Origin of the sequence: Pseudomonas sp. PA-6-3C, from assembly GCF_021605825.1 — a bacterium.
Taxonomy (GTDB): domain Bacteria; phylum Pseudomonadota; class Gammaproteobacteria; order Pseudomonadales; family Pseudomonadaceae; genus Aquipseudomonas; species Aquipseudomonas edaphica.
The window spans coordinates 17,499-35,935 of record NZ_WKDV01000010.1; the positions used below are offsets into that span (position 1 = coordinate 17,499).

The window sequence follows — 18,437 nt, forward strand, 5'->3', positions numbered from 1 at the left end:
CCGGGAAGCGTGTAATGGGCGCGCAGGACGAATGTGGAATACAGAACCTGAATCGGCGCAAATCTAATGTGGGAGCTGGCTTGCCTGCGATACAGACGCCTCGGTCTGGCAGCTACACCGCGGCGCTGCTATCGCAGGCAAGCCAGCTCCCACAGAAAGCAGGGCCTGGCCAAGTCTCGTAAAACGGCCGTTATCTTATAGCAAAACGGCGGCCAGAGGCCGCCGTTTAGTGCATTGCGCAAGTTTTTACTCAGCGGTTGCCGGCTCAACCTTAGGTGCAGGTTTTGGCAGCGACGACAGGAACGCCATGATCAGCGCCGCCACATACGGCAGCGATTGCACCAGCAGCATCACCACCCAGAAGCGTATGTCATTACTCGGCAGGCCCTGCACCAGGTAAATCCCGAGTGCGGCGCCCCACAACAGCAACATGATGAACATCTCTTCGCGGGCTTCGGAAATCGCGACCCAGAAGCCGTGGTTATCGGCGTTTTTCGGTGTGCGAAAGAACGGAATACTGGTGGTGAAGAAGCCATACAGCACCGCCTTGGCGATGGTGTGTGACAACGCCAGCCCGGCCAGCGCCGCGCAGAATGCGTCCTTCAAGTTCACACCCACCGCACGGCGGTAGAGGAAGATGATCTTGCCGACCTTGAACACAAACAACGCCAACGGCGGGATCGCGAAAATCAGCAGCGGCGGGTCAACACGGGTCGGCACGATAATCATCGCCGCCGACCACAACAGGGCGCCGACTGTGAAGAAGATGTTCATGCCATCCGCCACCCACGGCAACCAGCCCGCGAGGAAGTGGTAGCGCTGGCCGCGGGTCAGCTCGGTGCCCTTGCCGCGCAACAGGCTGGCGGTGTGGCGCTTGATGATCTGGATCGCGCCGTAGGCCCAGCGGAAACGCTGCTTCTTGAAGTCGATAAAGGTATCCGGCATCAAGCCCTTGCCGTAGCTGTCGTGGTAATACGCGGCCGACAGGCCTTTCTCGAACACGCGCAGGCCGAGTTCGGCGTCTTCACAGATGCACCAGTCGGCCCAGCCCAGTTCCTCGAGCACCGAGCGACGGGTCATGGTCATGGTGCCGTGCTGGATGATCGCGTCACGGTCGTTGCGGGTGACCATGCCGATATGGAAGAAGCCTTTGTATTCGGCGTAGCAGAGCTTCTTGAAAGTGCTCTCGTTCTGGTCGCGGTAGTCCTGCGGCGACTGCACCACGGCGATTTTCGGGTCGGCGAAGTGCGGCACCATGTGCTTGAGCCAGTTGGGCGACACGCAGTAGTCCGAGTCGATCACTGCGATCACTTCGGCATCCTTGGCGGTATGCGGGATCAGGTAGTTCAGCGCGCCGCCCTTGAAACCGGCCAGGGGCGAGACGTGGAAGAACTTGAAGCGCGGGCCGAGGGTTTCGCAGTAGTCACGTACGGGCTCCCAGACGGCTGGGTCCTTGGTGTTGTTGTCGATGATCAGGACTTCGAAGTCCGGGTAATCGAGGGCGGCCAGGGCGTCGAGGGTCTGTTTGACCATCTCTGGCGGCTCGTTGTAGCACGGCACATGGATCGAGACTTTCGGGCGGTAGTCCGAATCGCCTTCCACCGGCAGGAATTCACGCCGGCGCTTGTGGGTCCACACCGCTTCAGCCAGTTCGTGGGCTTCGGTGAGCAACACGATAAACACGCCCAACGCGCCGAGGGCCAGCAAAATGCCGACGGTGACGCTGAACCAGGTGCTGTATTGCTGGCTGTAGTCGTAACCGATCCAGACCAATACCGAACCACAGAGGAACGCGATAAAGGTCAGGAAGGTGCGGCCACGCTGGCGCAGGGCCGAGCCGTCGATCATCAGCAGGGTCAGCGACAGCAGCGCCAGCACCACCGAGCCGATGGCCAGCACGCGCCATTGCGGGATCGCGACGACCGGGCCTTCAAAGTTGAATTTCTGCTGGCGTGCGGCGTTGTACACGCCCCAATAAGCGCCCGCCGAGCCTTCGTCGCTGACTTTCCACGGCTGGTCGAAGGCCTCGATTACGAAGTAGTTGTAACCCTGGCGGTTCAGTTTGTTCACCAGCGTACGCAGGTAAATCGCCTGGTCTGCCGGCGAGCTTTCATTGCCACCGCGCATACGGCCGTTGCTCGGCCAGCCCACTTCCGAGAGCAGCAGCGGTTTTTTCGGGAACAGCTTTTTCAGATCCCGTGCACGGTCCAGTACGTACTGGCCGGCCTTGTCCATCGGGATGAACTCCCAGAACGGCAGGATGTGCGCGGCGATCAGGTCGACGTGCTTGGCCAGTTGCGGGTTCTTTTCCCAGATGTGCCATTGCTCGGAGGTGGTCACCGGCACTTTCACGGCGGCGCGCACCCGGTCCAGCAGCACGATCAGCGCCTCTGGGGTGATTTCTTCGCGAAATAGCGCCTCGTTACCGACGACCACGCGCACGACACTGCGGGAGTTGTTGGCGATCTCGATGGCGCGCTGGATTTCACGCTCGTTGCGTTCCAGGTCCGGGCTGATCCAGATCCCCAGGGTCACGCGCAGGCCGAACTCTTCGGCCAGTTTGGGGATATCGCCCAAGGTGCCGTCGACTGAGTAAGTACGGATGTTGTCCGTCAGCTTGCTCATGATCGCCAGGTCCTGGCGCATCTGGTCGTCGGTGGGGTACTGGTCTTTCTGCGGGAACTGGCCTTGTTGGAACGGCGAGTAGGAGAACCCGGAGATCTGTTCAGGCCAGTTAGGGGTGGTGACCGGGCGGTTTATCAGCGCCCAGAAGCCGGTAAACAGCGCGGCAATTGCCAGCACTACCACCAGGTTGAGTCCAAATTTACGCGATGACATGGCTATTTCGGGTTCCAAAGGGTGTGGAACGAAAAGAGGTGTCGGCCTACGCCGAACGGCGCGCATCCTACACCGGCCTTTAACTGAGCGTACAGCAGACAGAGAAAAGCCGGACGTTAGTCAGCGAAAGACCCTCTAAGTTCTTTACTTGTAGCTGGAAGCTTCGAACTTGTCGCTGTGTAGTCCATAATGCGCGCCGGTTTTTGGGGTAATGGTCATGAGCACAGAAGATCCGCGGTTTGCAGGCGTCGCCCGCTTGTATGGCATTGAAGGCCTGGAACGCTTGAAAGCGGCCCATGTGGCGATCGTCGGCGTCGGCGGCGTGGGCTCTTGGGCGGCGGAAGCCATGGCCCGTTGCGGCGTGGGCGAGATTTCGCTGTTTGACCTGGACGATGTCTGCGTCAGCAACAGCAACCGCCAGTTGCACGCCCTGGACAGCACCGTGGGCAAGCCCAAGGTCGAGGTAATGGCCGAACGCCTGCGCGGCATCAACCCGGATTGCACGGTGCACGCGGTGGCGGACTTCGTGACCCGTGACACCATGGCTGAGTACATCACGCCGAATATCGATTGCGTGATCGACTGCATCGACGCCGTGAACGCCAAGGCCGCGCTGATCGCCTGGTGCAAGCGCCGCAAGATCCAGATCATCACCACCGGCGGCGCCGGCGGGCAAATCGACCCGACGCTGATCCAGGTCTGCGACTTGAACCGCACCTTCAACGACCCGCTGGCCTCGAAAGTGCGCTCCACGCTACGCCGCGACTACGGCTTTTCGCGCACCGTGACCCGCCATTACAGCGTGCCGTGTGTGTTCTCTACCGAGCAGCTGCGCTATCCCAAGCCGGACGGCAGCATTTGTTTGCAGAAAAGTTTTGTCGGTGACGGCGTGAAGCTGGACTGTGCGGGCGGGTTTGGCGCGGTGATGATGGTCACGGCCACGTTTGGCATGGTGGCGGCGACCAAGGCGGTGGACAAGATTGTGGCCGGGGTGCGCAGGCCGTCGGAGCGGGTTAAACCTACCCAGATCTAGCTGTCCTGCACAAAACAAAATGTGGGAGCTGGCTTTGACTGATAGACCGAGGTGCCTGCATCGCAGGCAAGCCAGCTCCCACACAAGCCAGCTCCCACATTAGTTTTGCGTACAGGTCAGCTCTTGCATGCGCTGCAGTACAGCATTAAGCCCATTGCTGCGCGACGGCGACAGCTGGCGCGACAGGCCCAACTGTGTAAACCAGTCCGGCAAGTCAACCGCCTGCAACTCACTTGCCGACAACCCATTGACCCGTGCCAGCAGCAACGCCACCAACCCCCGGATCATTCGCGCATCGCTGCTCGCGGCAAACTGCCAATGGCCGTCCTGTAAACGGCCGACCAACCACACCAGGCTTTCACAGCCCTGCACGAGGTTGGCCTCAACCTTTTCGTCAGCCGTCAACGCCGGCAGCCGCTCGCCCCACTGCATCAGCATGCGGGCGCGTTGTTCCCAACTGCCTACTGCCTGAAACGACTCAAGCGCGCTGATGGCATCCGCAGGCAAGCTCATCGCAACATATCCAGCGCCTGATCCAGCGCTTCAAAGAAGCGCTCCAGGTCATCGGAGTCGTTATACAGCGCCAGGGACACACGGATCGCTCCGGACAAGTGCATGGCCTTGAGCAATGGCATGGCGCAATGATGGCCAGCTCGCACGGCAATGCCTTGTTCGGTCAACAGATGAGCCAGGTCGGCGTTATGCACGCCCTCCACCACGAAACTGGCGAGTGCCACCTGGGGCGAGCCCAGTACGCGCACGCCATTGCGTGCTTTCAGGCCGCGCAGCAGGTAGTCATGCAGGGCTGCTTCATGGGCGACCACGGCCGGCTGGTCCAGAGAGTTCAGGTAGTCCAGCGTGGCACCCAGGCCGATCACACTTGCAATCGGCGGCGTGCCCGCTTCGAAACCCAGCGGGGCAGGGCGAAAGCTCGCACTTTGATACTCGGCCTGCTGCACCATCTCGCCGCCAAACTGCCAGTGGCGCAGGTGATGCAGCGCTTCGTTGCGGCCATACAGCACGCCGACGCCGTCCGGGCCGTAGAGCTTATGACTGGAAAACACGTAGAAGTCGCAACCCAGCGCCTGTACGTCGTGGCGACCATGGACAATGCCTTGGGCGCCATCGACCACGGTCAAGGCACCGTGGGCCTTGGCCATTGGCAGCAAGACCTCCAAAGGTTGCCAGGCGCCGAGTACGTTGGACAGCTGGCTCACTGCCAGCAAGCGCGTGCGCGGGCTGATCAATTCGGCGGCGGCTTGCAGGTCAATCACGCCATCATCGCCAAGGGGCAAGACCACCAGCGTCAGCGCGCGACGTTTGGCCAGTTGCTGCCAGGGCAGCAGGTTGGCGTGGTGTTCCAGGGCGCTGATGACAATTTCATCACCCGCATTGAATAAGTGCTCAAGGCCATAGGCCAGGAGGTTCAGCGCAGACGTCGCGCCGTGGGTAAACACGATCTGCCCGCTGTCACCTGCATTCAACCACTGCGCGACCTTGCTGCGACTGTCTTCAAACGCCTGGGTCGCGTGGGCACCCGGCAAATGCTGGGCACGGTGCACATTGGCTGCGCCATTGGCGTAGTAATGGCTGATGGCATCCAACAGGGCTTGGGGTTTTTGCGTGGTGGCGGCGTTGTCCAGGTAGGTCTGGTCTTGCCGTTGCAGGGTGGCGATGGCCGGAAAATCGGCGCGCCAGGGGGAGGGCACAAGCATGGTCTTAAGACTCGTATAAGCGAGCCCCAGGTGTGGGGCCCGCTAGTGGCATCGAGTGGCTGCTTAGTTGTGAGCGTGCAGCGCTTCGTTCAGTTCGATCGCCGATTTGTGGGTTTTGCACTCCACGGCACCGGTCTGGGAATTGCGGCGGAACAGCAGGTCCGGCTGGCCGGCCAGTTCGCGCGCCTTGACCACTTTGACCAGTTGGTTGTGCTCGTCTAGCAGAGCAACCTTGGTACCGGCAGTCACGTACAGGCCCGACTCCACGGTATTGCGGTCGCCCAACGGGATACCGATACCGGCGTTGGCGCCGATCAGGCAGCCTTCGCCCACCTTGATCACGATGTTGCCGCCGCCCGACAGGGTGCCCATGGTGGAGCAACCGCCGCCCAGGTCCGAACCCTTGCCGACGAATACACCTGCCGATACACGGCCTTCGATCATGCCCGGGCCTTCGGTGCCACCGTTGAAGTTGACGAAACCTTCGTGCATCACGGTGGTGCCTTCGCCCACGTAGGCGCCCAGGCGGATGCGCGCGGCATCAGCGATACGCACGCCAGCCGGCACTACGTAGTCAGTCATTTTCGGGAACTTGTCCACCGAGAACACTTCCAGCAGCTCGCCACGCAGGCGTGCTTCCAGTTGGCGCTCGGCCAGCTCGTTGATGTCGATTGCGCCCTGGCTGGTCCACGCCACGTTCGGCAACTGCGGGAACACACCGGCCAGGCTCAGGCCGTGGGGCTTGACCAGGCGGTGGGACAGCAGGTGCAGCTTGAGGTAGGCCTCAGGCGTGGAGGTCAGTGCGGCGTCTTCGGCCAACAGGGTGGCGACCAACGGGGTGTGGCTTTCAGCCAGGCGGCTGAGCAGCGCGGCCTGGGCCGTGTCGACACCTTTGAGCGCGTCAGCCAGTTGCAGCGCCTGGCTCACGGTGAAAGTAATGGCCTGGTTGCCCTCGGTATAACCGAGGATCGGCGCGATGGCGGCAACGATCTCGGCCGACGGGTTGAGCAGCGGTTGTGCGTAAAACACTTCCAGCCAAGCACCTTGGCGGTTCTGAGTGCCGACGCCGAAGCCCAGGCTGAACAGGGAATTGGACATGCTGTTACCTCTACAAAAATGGAAGGCTGGCCTACTTGAGGGCCGCCGAATAACTATCTGGCTTGAAGCCAATCAGGGTTCTGTCACCGAGATCGAGCACCGGGCGCTTGATCATCGAGGGTTGTGCGAGCATCAATTCAATGGCTTTCGACTGATCGAGATCGGCTTTGCGTTCGTCTTCGAGTTTGCGAAAGGTGGTGCCCGCACGGTTCAAAACCACCTGCCAACCGTGCTCGTTGCACCATTGGGTCAAGTGTTCGCGGTCGATACCGGCTGTTTTGTAGTCGTGGAACTCATAGCTCACAGCGTGCTCATCGAGCCAGGTGCGCGCCTTTTTCATGGTGTCGCAGGCTTTGATGCCGAAAAGGTGCAAGGTTGTGCTTGAAGCGGTCAAGGAATTGCCCCCCTTTGGACGTATGAAAGTTAAAGGTCACGGATTATGCCACGACCAGCGGGTTTGGGTGCCGCTCGTCATACTTGCCGATGATTCAGTGCGACTTATGTGCAAAAGCCGTTGCGCAGCCAAGCGGGTAACATAGCCGGTTAATATGGCACTTCAACGGCCAGTTGTTGCCAGATCGGTGTCATAGCAAGTCGATTGTCCGGGAAACCCGCGTTATGCAAACCGCCTATACCGTTCTTATCCTGCTGATGCTGGTCAGCGTTTCGCGCCTTGTCGGGCGCATTGTTCCCCTGCCGTTGCCCTTGGTGCAGATCGCCGCCGGCGCCTTGCTGGCCTGGCCTACGCTGGGGTTGCACGTGGCGCTGGACCCGGAGCTGTTCCTGTTTTTGTTCCTGCCGCCGTTGCTGTTCTCCGATGGCTGGCGCATGCCCAAGCGCGAATTGTGGCGGCTCAGAGGCCCGATCCTTACGCTGGCGGTGGGGCTGGTGCTATTTACCGTGGTGGGCGCCGGTTACTTCATCCATTGGATATTGCCCACGATCCCGTTGCCGGTGGCCTTCGCCTTGGCGGCCGTATTGTCCCCGACTGACGCCGTGGCGGTGTCGGCCATTTCCCAAAATCGCCTGCCAAAACCTTTGATGCATATGCTTCAAGGCGAGGCATTGATGAATGATGCCTCGGGCCTGGTGACCTTCAAGTTCGCCCTGGCGGCGGCGTTGACCGGCGTGTTTTCCCTGGCCGATGCCAGCCTGACTTTTGTGCTGGTAGCGGTGGGCGGCCTTGCGGTAGGCGTGGCGCTGAGCTGGTTGGTCGGCCGTTTACGCGCCTGGATGATTGCCCGTGGCTGGGACGACCCGGCCACCCACGTGGTGTTTATGTTGCTGCTGCCGTTCGCAGCCTACGTGCTGGCCGAGCGCCTGGGTGCATCCGGCATCCTGTCGGCGGTGGCGGCGGGCATGATGCAAAGCTGGCTCGACTTGCTGCCACGCCAGACCAGCACGCGCTTGCTCAACCGCAGTGTGTGGTCGCTGCTGGAGTTTGCGTTTAATGGCCTGATCTTCCTGCTACTGGGCCTGCAACTGCCGGACATCATCAAGGCCGTGGTCAGTCACGAACCGACACTGTGGCCAACGCTGTTGTATCGCTGCCTGGATGTGGTTGCGATCTTCCTGGTGCTGGTGGTGCTGCGCTTTATCTGGGTGCAAAGCATCTGGCGTTTGTCGGGCCTGTTACGGCGGCTGCGTGGGAAAAGCGAGCTGACACTCGTGCCTACGGCCCGGTCCTGCTGGCTATTGACCGTGGGTGGCGTGCGCGGTGCGGTCACTTTGGCGGGTGTGATGTCGGTGCCTTTATTGCTGGCGCCTGGCCAGGATTTTCCCGAGCGCGACCTGCTGATCTTTATCGCCGCCGGCGTGATCCTGCTGTCGCTGGTGGCCGCCTGCATTGCGTTGCCGCTGCTATTGCGTGGCATCGAGCAGAGCCCCGATGAAAAGCGCCATAACGAAGTGCGTGAGGCGTGGAAAAAAACCGCCGTAGCCGCCATCCACGCGCTGGAAGCGGACGAGCCTGCCGAAACCGAAACCCCAGACGCCGCCCAGGCAGCACTCGCGACCGAGTTAAAGGCGCGGCTGATGTCGGAATACCGTCATCAGCTGGAAGTATTCAACGATTCAGCCGAAGCCCAGGCACTGGCGCATCAGATGGACCTGCTTGAACGCAAATTGCGCCTCAAGGCCTTGCGCGCGCAGCGCTTGGAGTTGTACAGCCTGAGCCGTCATCACCAGATTGGTGATGACGTGTTGCGCGAGGTCCTGGCGGATCTGGATATGAGTGAGGCGAATCTGGGTGTGATGAAGTAGTTGTCCACACCGCGGTGCCTTATGGTTTGGGGTACTGCTCGGCTATGAAAGACTTATCCAGTTCTGTCAATCGGGTGGGCCAAGGGATTGCTGGCTGCTTCCATAGTTCGTCTCTGGTGAAGCCGTAATGCATGATTGAGTTTCTATCGTATTTGGAGGCAGCGACGTTTTTTCCAGTGAGGCGCTGGAGAATGTCTTTATGGATGGCTTCATTCGATCCATGGCCTTTAAAGTGCCTGTAGATGGTTGGCGTATTAAAATCAATCGTTCTATTGGGGTGTTTATGTTCGTGATGCAACCCTAGGGCATGCCCGAACTCATGGGCTGCAATGGCTTCGAATCTTGGGTTGTCGTAAGGGTTTGGCAACACCATGGTCGGTAGGTAGAGGGGTACCTTTTGCGCGTCGGTTCCAAGTGCAGAGCTGCCTGATTGAGTCTCCCCATAGTCCAGCGCGATGCGTATATCTCCCTCTTCCCCTGAAACAAATTCAAAGGTCAGGTTGATATGCGACAGCCAAAGATTCGCCGCCTTTTTTATGTGCTCCAGTGCTTCTTCGTCGGCATCATAGACAGCAATCTTCAGCGTGGAATTTTGCGGCCAGTATTTGTCGGGTGCTGAAACAGCGCGGGTTTTTCTTGAGTGGGATTTATCCGGGGGCGCTTGATATATATCAATGTCGTGAGTGCGTGTGGAGGTGAAACTGAGAGTTGCTGTGCTCAGGTTTGTCATCGTGCCATGTCTACATTGTTCAAGACGTTAATGAACATTGAGTGGCACTTGTCGTTGATAGGATTCCACCGATTATCGTTTTTAAGCAAATGGCTACTTATGCAGCGCAGTGTCGATCGTGTGGCGCTGCCCGCACTTTATTACAGTGCGGGTATTGTGGGGGTGTTCAGCGACGGTTTATGAAGTCCCGAATCCGTTCCGCCGCTTCCACACACTCCGACAACGGCGCAACCAGCGCCAGGCGTACGCGACCGGCGCCAGGGTTGAAGCCGTCGACTTCGCGCGACAGGTACGAACCCGGCACTACGGTCACGTGTTCTTCCACGAACAAGTCACGGCAGAACGCGGCATCGTCGCCCTTCACGTTCGGCCACAGATAGAAGCCGCCGTCTGGGGCTTGTACATCCAGCACCGGCTTGAGAATCGCCAGCACGGCGTCGAATTTCTCCCGATACATGTCACGGTTGGCCAATACGTGGGGCTCATCCTGCCAGGCAGCAATGCTGGCCAGCTGGGTTTGCACCGGCATCGCGCAGCCGTGATAGGTGCGGTACAGCAGGAAGGCCTTGAGGATATCGGCATCGCCGGCCACGAAGCCCGAGCGCAGGCCTGGCAGGTTGGAGCGCTTGGACAGGCTGTGGAACACCACGCAACGCTTGAAGTCCTGGCGGCCCAGTTCGACACAGGCGCTGAGCAGGCCTGGCGGCGGGGTCTGTTCGTCGAAGTACAGCTCGCTGTAGCACTCGTCGGCGGCGATCACGAAGTCATATTCGTCGGCCAGGGCGATGAGCTTTTTCAGGGTCTCGACCGGGATCAGCGCGCCGGTCGGGTTGCCGGGTGAGCACAGGAACAGGATCTGGCAGCGTTTCCAGATGTCTGGCGAAACGGCGTCGAAGTCCGGGTTGAAACCATTGCTGTCCAGGCATGGCAGGTAATGCGGCTTGGCCCCGGCCAGGAACGCAGCGCCTTCATAGATCTGATAGAACGGGTTGGGGCTGACCACCAGTGCATCGTCAGCGCGGTTGACCACGGTTTGGGTGAAGGCAAACAGCGCCTCGCGGGTGCCGTTGACCGGCAAAATGTTGCGCGCCGGGTCGAGCCAACCTTTGGGCACGTTGAAGCGCCGTTCGCACCAGGCGCCGATGGCCTCGCGCAGGGCCGGGATGCCCAGGGTGGTCGGGTACACCGCCATCTGGTCGAGGTTATCCGCCAGGGCCTTGGCTACGAAGGCCGGGGATTTGTGCTTCGGCTCGCCGATGGACAGCGCGATCGGGCGCTTATCCGGGTTCGGTGTAACGCTGCCGAGCAGGGCGCGCAGTTTTTCGAACGGGTAGGGCTGGAGCTGGTTCAGGGCGTTGTTCATGTAAGCCTCGATCAAGATGAGTGCGGCCTTTTGTGGGAGCTGGCTTGCCTGCGATCACATCGCTGCGGTGTACCAGATGCACCGCGGCGCCCGCATCGCAGGCAAGCCAGCTCCCACAGGGACCGTGCCCACTGGGAAGTTAAAAATCAAATGGTCAGTCTGGTCAGCTCGACACCCGGTTCCTGGCTCACGCTCAATTGCTGCACGATAGCTTCCTGCAAGCGCAGGCACAGCTGCGGGTCGGACAGCGGCTGGTTGTCGGCGTCGGTAATGAAGAACACGTCTTCCACGCGTTCCCCCAGGGTCGCAATCTTGGCGTTTTGCAGCGACAGGTCGAACTCCAGGAAGATCCCGCCGATGCGCGCCAGCAAGCCTGGGCGGTCCGGTGCGCTGAGTTCCAGCACGGTCACTGGGCGCTGGGCGTCGTTGGAAATGGTCACCTGGGGCGCAAACGCAAAGTGCTTGAGCTGGCGCGGCACCCGGCGCTGGATGATGGTCGGGTAGTCATCAGGGTTGCGCAGGGCCTCGGTAAGGCCTTCGCGGATCTTTTTCACGCGCACCGGGTTGTCGCCGATCGAGTCACCGTCGGTGTCGAGCACAATGTAGGTGTCGAGGGTGAACTGGCTGCTGGAGGTGATAACCCGCGCATCATGGATGTTCAGGTTGAGCTGGTCCATGGCGGCCACGGTCACGGCGAAGAAGTCGTGCTGGTCCGGCGCGTAGATGAAGATCTGCGTGCCGCCCTCGAATTCGCGCTGGGTGGTTTCCTTGATCAGCACCAGTGGGCCGCCGTCGGCCGGCTGTTGCAGGATCGCGTCACTGTGCCAGGCCACGTCGCCGGCGGTGTGGCGCAGGAAGTAATCATCGCCCAGTTGCGACCATAGCTGCTCGACGTCATCCGGGTCGTTGCCGCCGCGCACGAGGATATCCAGGGCCGCGCTTTGGGTGCGGCGGATCTGCTCCTCGCGGTCCACCGGGTTTTCCAGGCCACGGCGCAGCGCGCGCTTGGTCTCGGTGTAGAGCTGGCGCAACAGGCTGGCGCGCCAGGAATTCCACAGTGTCGGGTTGGTGGCGTTGATGTCGGAGACGGTCAGCACGTAAAGATAGTCGAGGCGGGTTTCATCACCGACGATCCCGGCAAAGTCGTGGATCACCTGCGGGTCGGAGAGGTCCTTGCGCTGCGCGGTCGTCGACATCACCAGGTGGTTCTGCACCAGCCACACGATCAGGCGGCTGTCCCACTGCGGCAATTGGTGGCGCTGGCAGAAGGCTTCGGCATCGACCGCGCCGACTTCAGAGTGGTCGCCATGCCGGCCTTTGCCGATGTCGTGGTACAGGCCGGCCAGATAGATCAGTTCGGGTTTGGGTAGCTTGGCCATGAGTTTACTGGCCAGCGGGAATTTTTCTGACACCTGGGTGTACTGCAACTTGCGCAGGTGTTTGATCAAATTGAGGGTGTGGGCGTCGACGGTATAGATGTGGAACAGATCGTGCTGCATCTGCCCGACGATAAAGCCGAACTCCGGCAGGTAGCGGCCGAGGATGCCGTAACGGTTCATGCGCCGCAGGTTGCGGTGAATGCCGATCTTGCACTTGAACAGTTCGATAAACAGGCTGGTGTTACGGATGTCGTTGCGAAAATCATCGTCGATCAGGTGACGGTTTTCCCGCAGCAGGCGGATGGTATCGGCGCGCACGCCTTTGATTTCCGGCTGCTGGGCCATCAGCACAAAGATTTCCAGCATGGCGAACGGCGTGCGACGGAACACATTGTCGTTGCGCGCCTCGATATAGCCGTCGTGCAGTTGGAAGCGCGAGTTGATCGGCTGCGGCGGGGCTTCGTCTTCCGGCGCCAGGATCACCTCTTCGAAGTGCTGGATGATCAGGTCGCTGAGCTGGGCAATGCTCATGACCACGCGGTAATACTGCTGCATGAAGCTTTCGATGCTGGTTTTCGCGTCCTCGCCTTCAAACCCCAGCAGGGTGGCGATGGAGCGCTGGTGGTCGAACAGCAGGCGGTCTTCGGAGCGCCCGGCGAGCATGTGCAGGGCGTAACGCACCTTCCACAGGAACTCCTGGGACGAGGCCAGCAGCGCATTTTCGCTCTCGACCAGAAAGCCTTCACCGGCCAAGGCGCGCAGGTTGAGGGTGCCGTACTGGCGGCGGGCCACCCATAAGATGGTCTGGATGTCGCGCAGCCCGCCCGGAGAGCCTTTGACGTTGGGTTCCAGGTTGTATTCGGTGTCGTTGTACTTGTGGTGCCGGGCTTTTTGCTCGGCACGCTTGGCCAGGAAGAACTCCTTGCTTGGCCACATATGCGCGGTGCTGGTGACCTCCAGCATGCGCTGGCGCAGGCGTTCCGGCCCGGCAATGGTGCGGCTTTCCATCAGGTTAGTGATGACGGTGAGGTCGGCGCGTGCCTCTTCGGCGCATTCGTCCACCGAGCGCACGCTCTGGCCGACCTCCAGGCCGATGTCCCACAACAGCGTCAGAAAACGCTCGATGGAATCGCGAAAGATCTCATGATCGGCACTGTCCAGCAGGATCAGCAGGTCGATGTCGGAGTAGGGGTGCAACTCACCTCGACCGTAGCCGCCGACCGCTACCAGGGCGATGTCGGCGTCTTCGCTCCAACTGAACTGCTCCCAGGCCTTTTGCAGGATATTGTCGACGAACCAGGCGCGGTCCTCGATCAGCCGACGAATGTCCCGGCCGCTGCGAAAGCGCTCATCGAGCACCTCGCGGGCCTGGCGGATAGCCTTCTTGAAGGCGGCGATGGGGCTTGCCTTCAGGGCCAGTTCGGCCTGGAACTGGCCACGGTCGAAGAGTTCGGGGTCCACCTGGGGCATCGATCGGCTTTCCTATCTGTCTATTGAGTCAGTCACAACGGTGTAGCTGGAAAACCGAGGCAACCATCACGCCGAGACGCGAGGGATCGTGTCGTCTGCGCGCAGGGTGAAGATCTCGTAGCCGGTTTCGGTGACCAGCAGGGTATGTTCCCACTGGGCCGAGAGCTTGCGGTCCTTGGTGATGGCGGTCCAACCGTCGCCCAGCACCTTGGTGTCGGCTTTGCCCTGGTTGATCATTGGCTCGATGGTGAAGGTCATGCCTGCCTTGAGCTCCATGCCGGTGCCGGCGCGGCCGTAGTGCAGGATCTGTGGTTCTTCGTGGAATACGGTGCCGATACCGTGGCCGCAGAATTCGCGCACCACCGAAAAGCCGTTCTTTTCTGCGTGCTTCTGGATCACTTCACCGATATCGCCCAGGCGGCAGCCAGGTTTTACGATCTCGATGGCCTTGTACATGCATTCCTGGGTGACCTGGGACAGGCGCTCAGCCCAGACCGGCACGTTGCCGACGTGGAACATACGGCTGGTATCGCCGAAATAGCGGTCCTTGATCACGGTGACGTCGATGTTCAGGGTGTCGCCGTCCTTCAACGGCTTGTCGCCTGGAATCCCGTGGCAGACCACGTGGTTGACCGAGGTGCAGATCGATTTGGGGAAGCCCTTGTAGTTCAGTGGGGCAGGGATGGCCTTTTGCACGTTGACTATATAGTCGTGGCAGATCTGGTTCAGAGTGTCGGTGGTGACGCCTGGCTTGACATGCTCGGCAATCATTTCCAGCACGTCGGCAGCCAGTTTGCCGGCAATGCGCATGCCGGCGATGTCTTCGGCGGTTTTCAAACTAACGGTCATACAGGCTCTCTCTAGCGCGACGCGCTGAAATCAATACGGTTTACGGGCGTGCGACAAATGGTTACGAAGTTCGCACAAGCCTCAAAAAACGCGATTCTAACAGACGATGGCGTCAAATCATGAGCCTCTGATAATCGCATCTCTCTATAGAGTAGGGGTATGTCGGCTCTATTCAAGGGGTTACACGAACACGGTTGCTGGCAAATGTGATTGCGGGTTTCGTTTTCGTCCTTCGTGTGGTATAAAATGCGCCGCTTTCCGGGGATACCCCGCAAAGCTTAAATCCACACACGTGTCGACACGATGACCTGGGTGCCGGAGGCCTTGATGCCGCTGGTTGGTCATTGGGATACGTGGAGGCCAAACCCGACTTATTAAGGAACTATCATGTCCCAAGTCAACATGCGCGATATGCTGAAGGCCGGTGTGCACTTCGGTCACCAGACCCGTTACTGGAACCCGAAAATGGGTAAATACATTTTCGGCGCGCGTAACAAGATCCACATTATCAACCTTGAAAAAACCCTGCCAATGTTCAACGAAGCTCTGACTTTCGTAGAGCGTCTGGCCCAGGGCAAAAACAAGATCCTGTTCGTCGGCACCAAGCGTTCCGCTGGCAAGATCGTTGCTGAAGAAGCAGCACGTTGCGGTTCGCCGTACGTCGATCACCGCTGGTTGGGCGGCATGCTGACCAACTTCAAAACCATCCGTGCTTCCATCAAGCGTCTGCGTGACCTTGAAGTGCAAGCCGAAGACGGTACTTTCGCCAAGCTGACCAAGAAAGAAGCGCTGATGCGCTCCCGTGACCTGGAAAAGCTCGATCGTTCCCTGGGTGGTATCAAGGACATGGGCGGTCTGCCTGACGCACTGTTCGTTATCGACGTTGATCACGAGCGCATCGCGATCACCGAAGCCAACAAGCTGGGCATCCCGGTTATCGGCGTAGTCGATACCAACAGCAGCCCGGAAGGCGTTGACTACATCATCCCAGGCAACGATGACGCAATCCGCGCTATCCAGCTGTACATGGGTTCGATGGCTGACGCTGTAATCCGTGGTCGCAACCACGTTGCTGGTGGTACCGAGCAGTTCGTTGAAGAAGCTCCGGTAGCTGCCGCTGAGTAATTAGCGCCCTGGCGTTGACTCAGTAAGCAAAAAGGGGGCTTGGCCCCCTTTTTGCCACCTCGAAAACCATTTGTCGGCAGCGCAGCTACAACTTCTGTAACGTGCAGCGGCCTACAAGGGTGATTCGGGAAGAATTGATCGCCCGTTTGATCGGGTGGAATGGTTGAAAACCTATCCAAGAGGATTTTGAAATGGCAGAGATTACTGCAGCGTTGGTTAAAGAACTGCGTGAGCGTACCGGCGAAGGCATGATGGATTGCAAAAAGGCCTTGACCAAGGCTGGCGGCGACATCGAAAAAGCCATTGATGACATGCGTGCTTCCGGCGCCATCAAGGCTGCCAAGAAAGCAGGCAACGTTGCTGCTGAAGGCGCTATCGCTCTGGTTGAAGACGGCAAGGCTGCCGTTCTGCTGGAAGTGAACTCCCAGACCGACTTCCTGGCTCTGCAGGACGACTTCAAGGCATTCGTTGCTGCCAGCGTCAAGAAAGCATTCGACGACAAGCTCACTACCGTTGAGCCGTTGATCGAAGCTCAAGAAGCTGATCGCCTGGTACTGGTCGGCAAGGTTGGCGAAAACGTCAACATCCGTCGCCTGACTCGCGTTGAAGGCGATGTGGTTGGTGGTTACCTGCACGGTAACAAAATCGGCGTCGTGGTTGCCCTGAAAGGCGGCGACGTTGAGCTGGCAAAAGACATCGCTATGCACGTAGCGGCCAGCAACCCGGAATTCCTGCTGCCATCGGAAGTGTCCGCTGACGCAATCGAACGCGAAAAAGCCGTGTTCCTGAGCCTCAACGCTGACAAGATCGCCGGCAAGCCGGAAAACATCGTTGAAAACATGATCAAAGGCCGTATCAGCAAGTTCCTGGCTGAAGCGAGCCTGGTTGAGCAGGCGTTCGTCAAGAACCCTGAAATCAAGGTTGGCGAACTGGCCAAGAAAGCCGGTGCTGAAATCGTTTCCTTCACCTACTACAAAGTAGGCGAGGGCATCGAGAAGCCGGTCGACAACTTCGCTGAAGAAGTTGCTGCCCAGCTGGCTGCCGCCAAGCAATAAGACAGTTTTCAACTGTCGCCGAAAGAGGCTGCCCGCTCACGCGCGCAGCCTCTTTTCAAATGGGAAGGCCAATTTTTATTTGGCTTCCTTTCGGAACTGGCTTACAAAGCCGTGTTCCGATGGCGCTGTGATAGCGTCCAGCTAGAGTGAACGCAAGCCGTAAACGGCTCGCCAAGAATTTTTAAAAAATACGCCGCAGGAGAGATTCGCAATGGCTCAGCAGGGCAGTGGTTATCAGGCTCGCTATAAACGCATTCTACTCAAGCTCAGCGGCGAGGCCCTGATGGGCTCGGAAGAGTTCGGGATCGATCCCAAGGTGCTCGACCGCATGGCGCTCGAAGTCGGCCAACTGGTCGGCATCGGCGTTCAAGTCGGCCTGGTGATTGGCGGCGGTAACCTGTTCCGTGGCGCGGCACTGAGTGCTGCCGGTATGGACCGGGTCACTGGCGACCACATGGGCATGCTGGCCACTGTGATGAACGCCCTGGCCATGCGCGACGCCCTGGAGCGCGCCAATATCTCGGCCATCGTGATGTCGGCTATTTCCATGGTTGGCGTGACTGATCATTATGATCGTCGCAAAGCCATGCGCCACCTGAACGCCAAGGAAGTCGTGATCTTTGCCGCAGGCACGGGTAACCCGTTCTTCACGACCGATTCGGCTGCCTGCCTGCGTGCCATCGAAATCGATGCTGACGTGGTGCTCAAGGCCACCAAGGTAGACGGCGTCTATACTGCCGACCCATTCAAAGACCCGCATGCCGAGAAGTTCGATCATCTGACCTACGATGAAGTGCTGGATCGCAAGCTGGGTGTGATGGACCTGACGGCTATTTGCCTGTGCCGCGACCACAAGATGCCGCTGCGCGTATTTAACATGAACAAGCCCGGCGCCCTGCTGAATATCGTACACGGCGGCGCGGAAGGGACTCTGATCGAGGAAGGCCAACAATGATCAACGAAATCAAGAAAGACGCTCAAGAGCGTATGCAGAAATCCCTGGAGTCTCTGGCCCATGCATTTGGCCAGATTCGTACCGGCAAGGCTCACCCAAGCATCCTGGGTAGTGTGATGGTGCCGTACTACGGCGCAGATACCTCCATCACTCAGGTAGCCAATATCACCGTAAAAGACTCGCGCACCCTGCAAGTCGTGGCTTTTGAGCGCAACATGCTCGGCGCTGTCGACAAGGCCATCCAGAGCGCTGGCTTGAACCTCAACCCGACCAACCTGGGCGAGTTGTTGCTGATCTCCATGCCGGCCCTGACCGAAGAAACCCGTAAGGGCTTCACCAAGCAGGCGCGCAGCGCAGCTGAAGATGCGCGGGTTGCAGTGCGTAATATCCGCCGTGATGCGCTGGGCGACCTGAAGAAACTGGTCAAGGACAAAGAAATCAGCGAAGACGAAGAACGTCGCGCCGTCGCCGATATCGACAAGCTGACCAAAGATGCCGAGGCCCAGATCACCAAGGCTACGGAAGAGAAAGAAAAGGACCTGATGGCCGTATAAGGGGTCAGGAC

15 protein-coding genes are annotated in these 18,437 nt (G+C 59.5%); 6 read left to right on the forward strand and 9 right to left on the reverse strand.

Features of this window, described 5'->3' with window-relative positions; all coding sequences use genetic code 11:
- Window positions 1-246 precede the first annotated feature (246 nt).
- Window positions 247-2,838, reverse strand: coding sequence for a glycosyltransferase (locus GIW48_RS09055; RefSeq protein ID WP_099548548.1), 2,592 nt, complete (start codon window positions 2,836-2,838; stop codon window positions 247-249).
- Between the two features lie 217 nt (window positions 2,839-3,055).
- On the opposite strand from GIW48_RS09055, the gene tcdA reads away from it, so the two are divergent.
- Window positions 3,056-3,871, forward strand: a complete 816-nt coding sequence (tcdA, locus tag GIW48_RS09060; RefSeq protein ID WP_017137131.1) for a tRNA cyclic N6-threonylcarbamoyladenosine(37) synthase TcdA — start codon at window positions 3,056-3,058, stop codon at window positions 3,869-3,871.
- Window positions 3,872-3,970: 99 nt separating this feature from the next.
- On the opposite strand, the gene GIW48_RS09065 is transcribed toward tcdA, so the two are convergent.
- From GIW48_RS09065 to GIW48_RS09080, 4 genes are all read right to left on the reverse strand, one after another.
- Window positions 3,971-4,384 (reverse strand): SufE family protein, encoded by a 414-nt coding sequence (locus GIW48_RS09065; protein ID WP_170036451.1) that lies wholly within the window; start codon window positions 4,382-4,384, stop codon window positions 3,971-3,973.
- Window positions 4,381-5,586: an aminotransferase class V-fold PLP-dependent enzyme gene (locus GIW48_RS09070; RefSeq protein WP_169985372.1), complete on the reverse strand. Its 1,206-nt coding sequence runs from the start codon at window positions 5,584-5,586 to the stop codon at window positions 4,381-4,383. The genes GIW48_RS09065 and GIW48_RS09070 overlap by 4 nt, the downstream gene beginning before the upstream one ends.
- A 63-nt stretch (window positions 5,587-5,649) precedes the next feature.
- Window positions 5,650-6,684, reverse strand: a complete 1,035-nt coding sequence (gene dapD / locus GIW48_RS09075; RefSeq protein WP_017137134.1) for a 2,3,4,5-tetrahydropyridine-2,6-dicarboxylate N-succinyltransferase — start codon at window positions 6,682-6,684, stop codon at window positions 5,650-5,652.
- A 31-nt stretch (window positions 6,685-6,715) separates the two neighbouring features.
- Complete coding sequence (locus GIW48_RS09080; RefSeq protein WP_231982825.1) at window positions 6,716-7,024, reverse strand: arsenate reductase; 309 nt, start codon at window positions 7,022-7,024, stop codon at window positions 6,716-6,718.
- A gap of 278 nt (window positions 7,025-7,302) precedes the next feature.
- On the opposite strand from GIW48_RS09080, the gene GIW48_RS09085 reads away from it, so the two are divergent.
- The gene (locus GIW48_RS09085; RefSeq protein ID WP_170036453.1) at window positions 7,303-8,946 is read left to right on the forward strand and encodes a Na+/H+ antiporter; all 1,644 of its coding nucleotides are present in this window, start codon (window positions 7,303-7,305) and stop codon (window positions 8,944-8,946) included.
- Between the two features lie 19 nt (window positions 8,947-8,965).
- Here GIW48_RS09085 and GIW48_RS09090 read toward each other — a convergent pair whose 3' ends face one another.
- The 4 genes from GIW48_RS09090 to map form a co-directional block, all read right to left on the reverse strand.
- Entirely contained in the window at window positions 8,966-9,676 is a 711-nt protein-coding gene (locus GIW48_RS09090) for a M12 family metallopeptidase (protein WP_236460207.1), read from the reverse strand.
- Between the two features lie 166 nt (window positions 9,677-9,842).
- Window positions 9,843-11,039 (reverse strand): succinyldiaminopimelate transaminase, encoded by a 1,197-nt coding sequence (dapC, locus tag GIW48_RS09095; RefSeq protein WP_169985376.1) that lies wholly within the window; start codon window positions 11,037-11,039, stop codon window positions 9,843-9,845.
- A gap of 146 nt (window positions 11,040-11,185) precedes the next feature.
- Entirely contained in the window at window positions 11,186-13,888 is a 2,703-nt protein-coding gene (locus tag GIW48_RS09100) for a [protein-PII] uridylyltransferase (RefSeq protein ID WP_017137139.1), read from the reverse strand.
- A 66-nt stretch (window positions 13,889-13,954) separates the two neighbouring features.
- Window positions 13,955-14,737 carry a type I methionyl aminopeptidase gene (map, locus tag GIW48_RS09105; protein ID WP_017137140.1) on the reverse strand — a complete coding sequence of 261 codons (783 nt, stop codon included), beginning with the start codon at window positions 14,735-14,737 and terminating at the stop codon, window positions 13,955-13,957.
- A gap of 387 nt (window positions 14,738-15,124) precedes the next feature.
- Between map and rpsB the strand changes: the two genes are divergently transcribed.
- From rpsB to frr, 4 genes are all read left to right on the forward strand, one after another.
- Window positions 15,125-15,862, forward strand: coding sequence for a 30S ribosomal protein S2 (gene rpsB, locus GIW48_RS09110; RefSeq protein WP_003189158.1), 738 nt, complete (start codon window positions 15,125-15,127; stop codon window positions 15,860-15,862).
- A 191-nt stretch (window positions 15,863-16,053) separates the two neighbouring features.
- On the forward strand, window positions 16,054-16,917 hold the full coding sequence (gene tsf / locus GIW48_RS09115) for a translation elongation factor Ts (protein ID WP_177032712.1): 864 nt from the start codon (window positions 16,054-16,056) through the stop codon (window positions 16,915-16,917).
- Between the two features lie 211 nt (window positions 16,918-17,128).
- Complete coding sequence (pyrH, locus tag GIW48_RS09120) at window positions 17,129-17,872, forward strand: UMP kinase (RefSeq protein ID WP_003172271.1); 744 nt, start codon at window positions 17,129-17,131, stop codon at window positions 17,870-17,872.
- Complete coding sequence (frr, locus tag GIW48_RS09125) at window positions 17,869-18,426, forward strand: ribosome recycling factor (protein ID WP_138453693.1); 558 nt, start codon at window positions 17,869-17,871, stop codon at window positions 18,424-18,426. The genes pyrH and frr overlap by 4 nt, the downstream gene beginning before the upstream one ends.
- The last annotated feature ends 11 nt before the right edge of the window (window positions 18,427-18,437 follow it).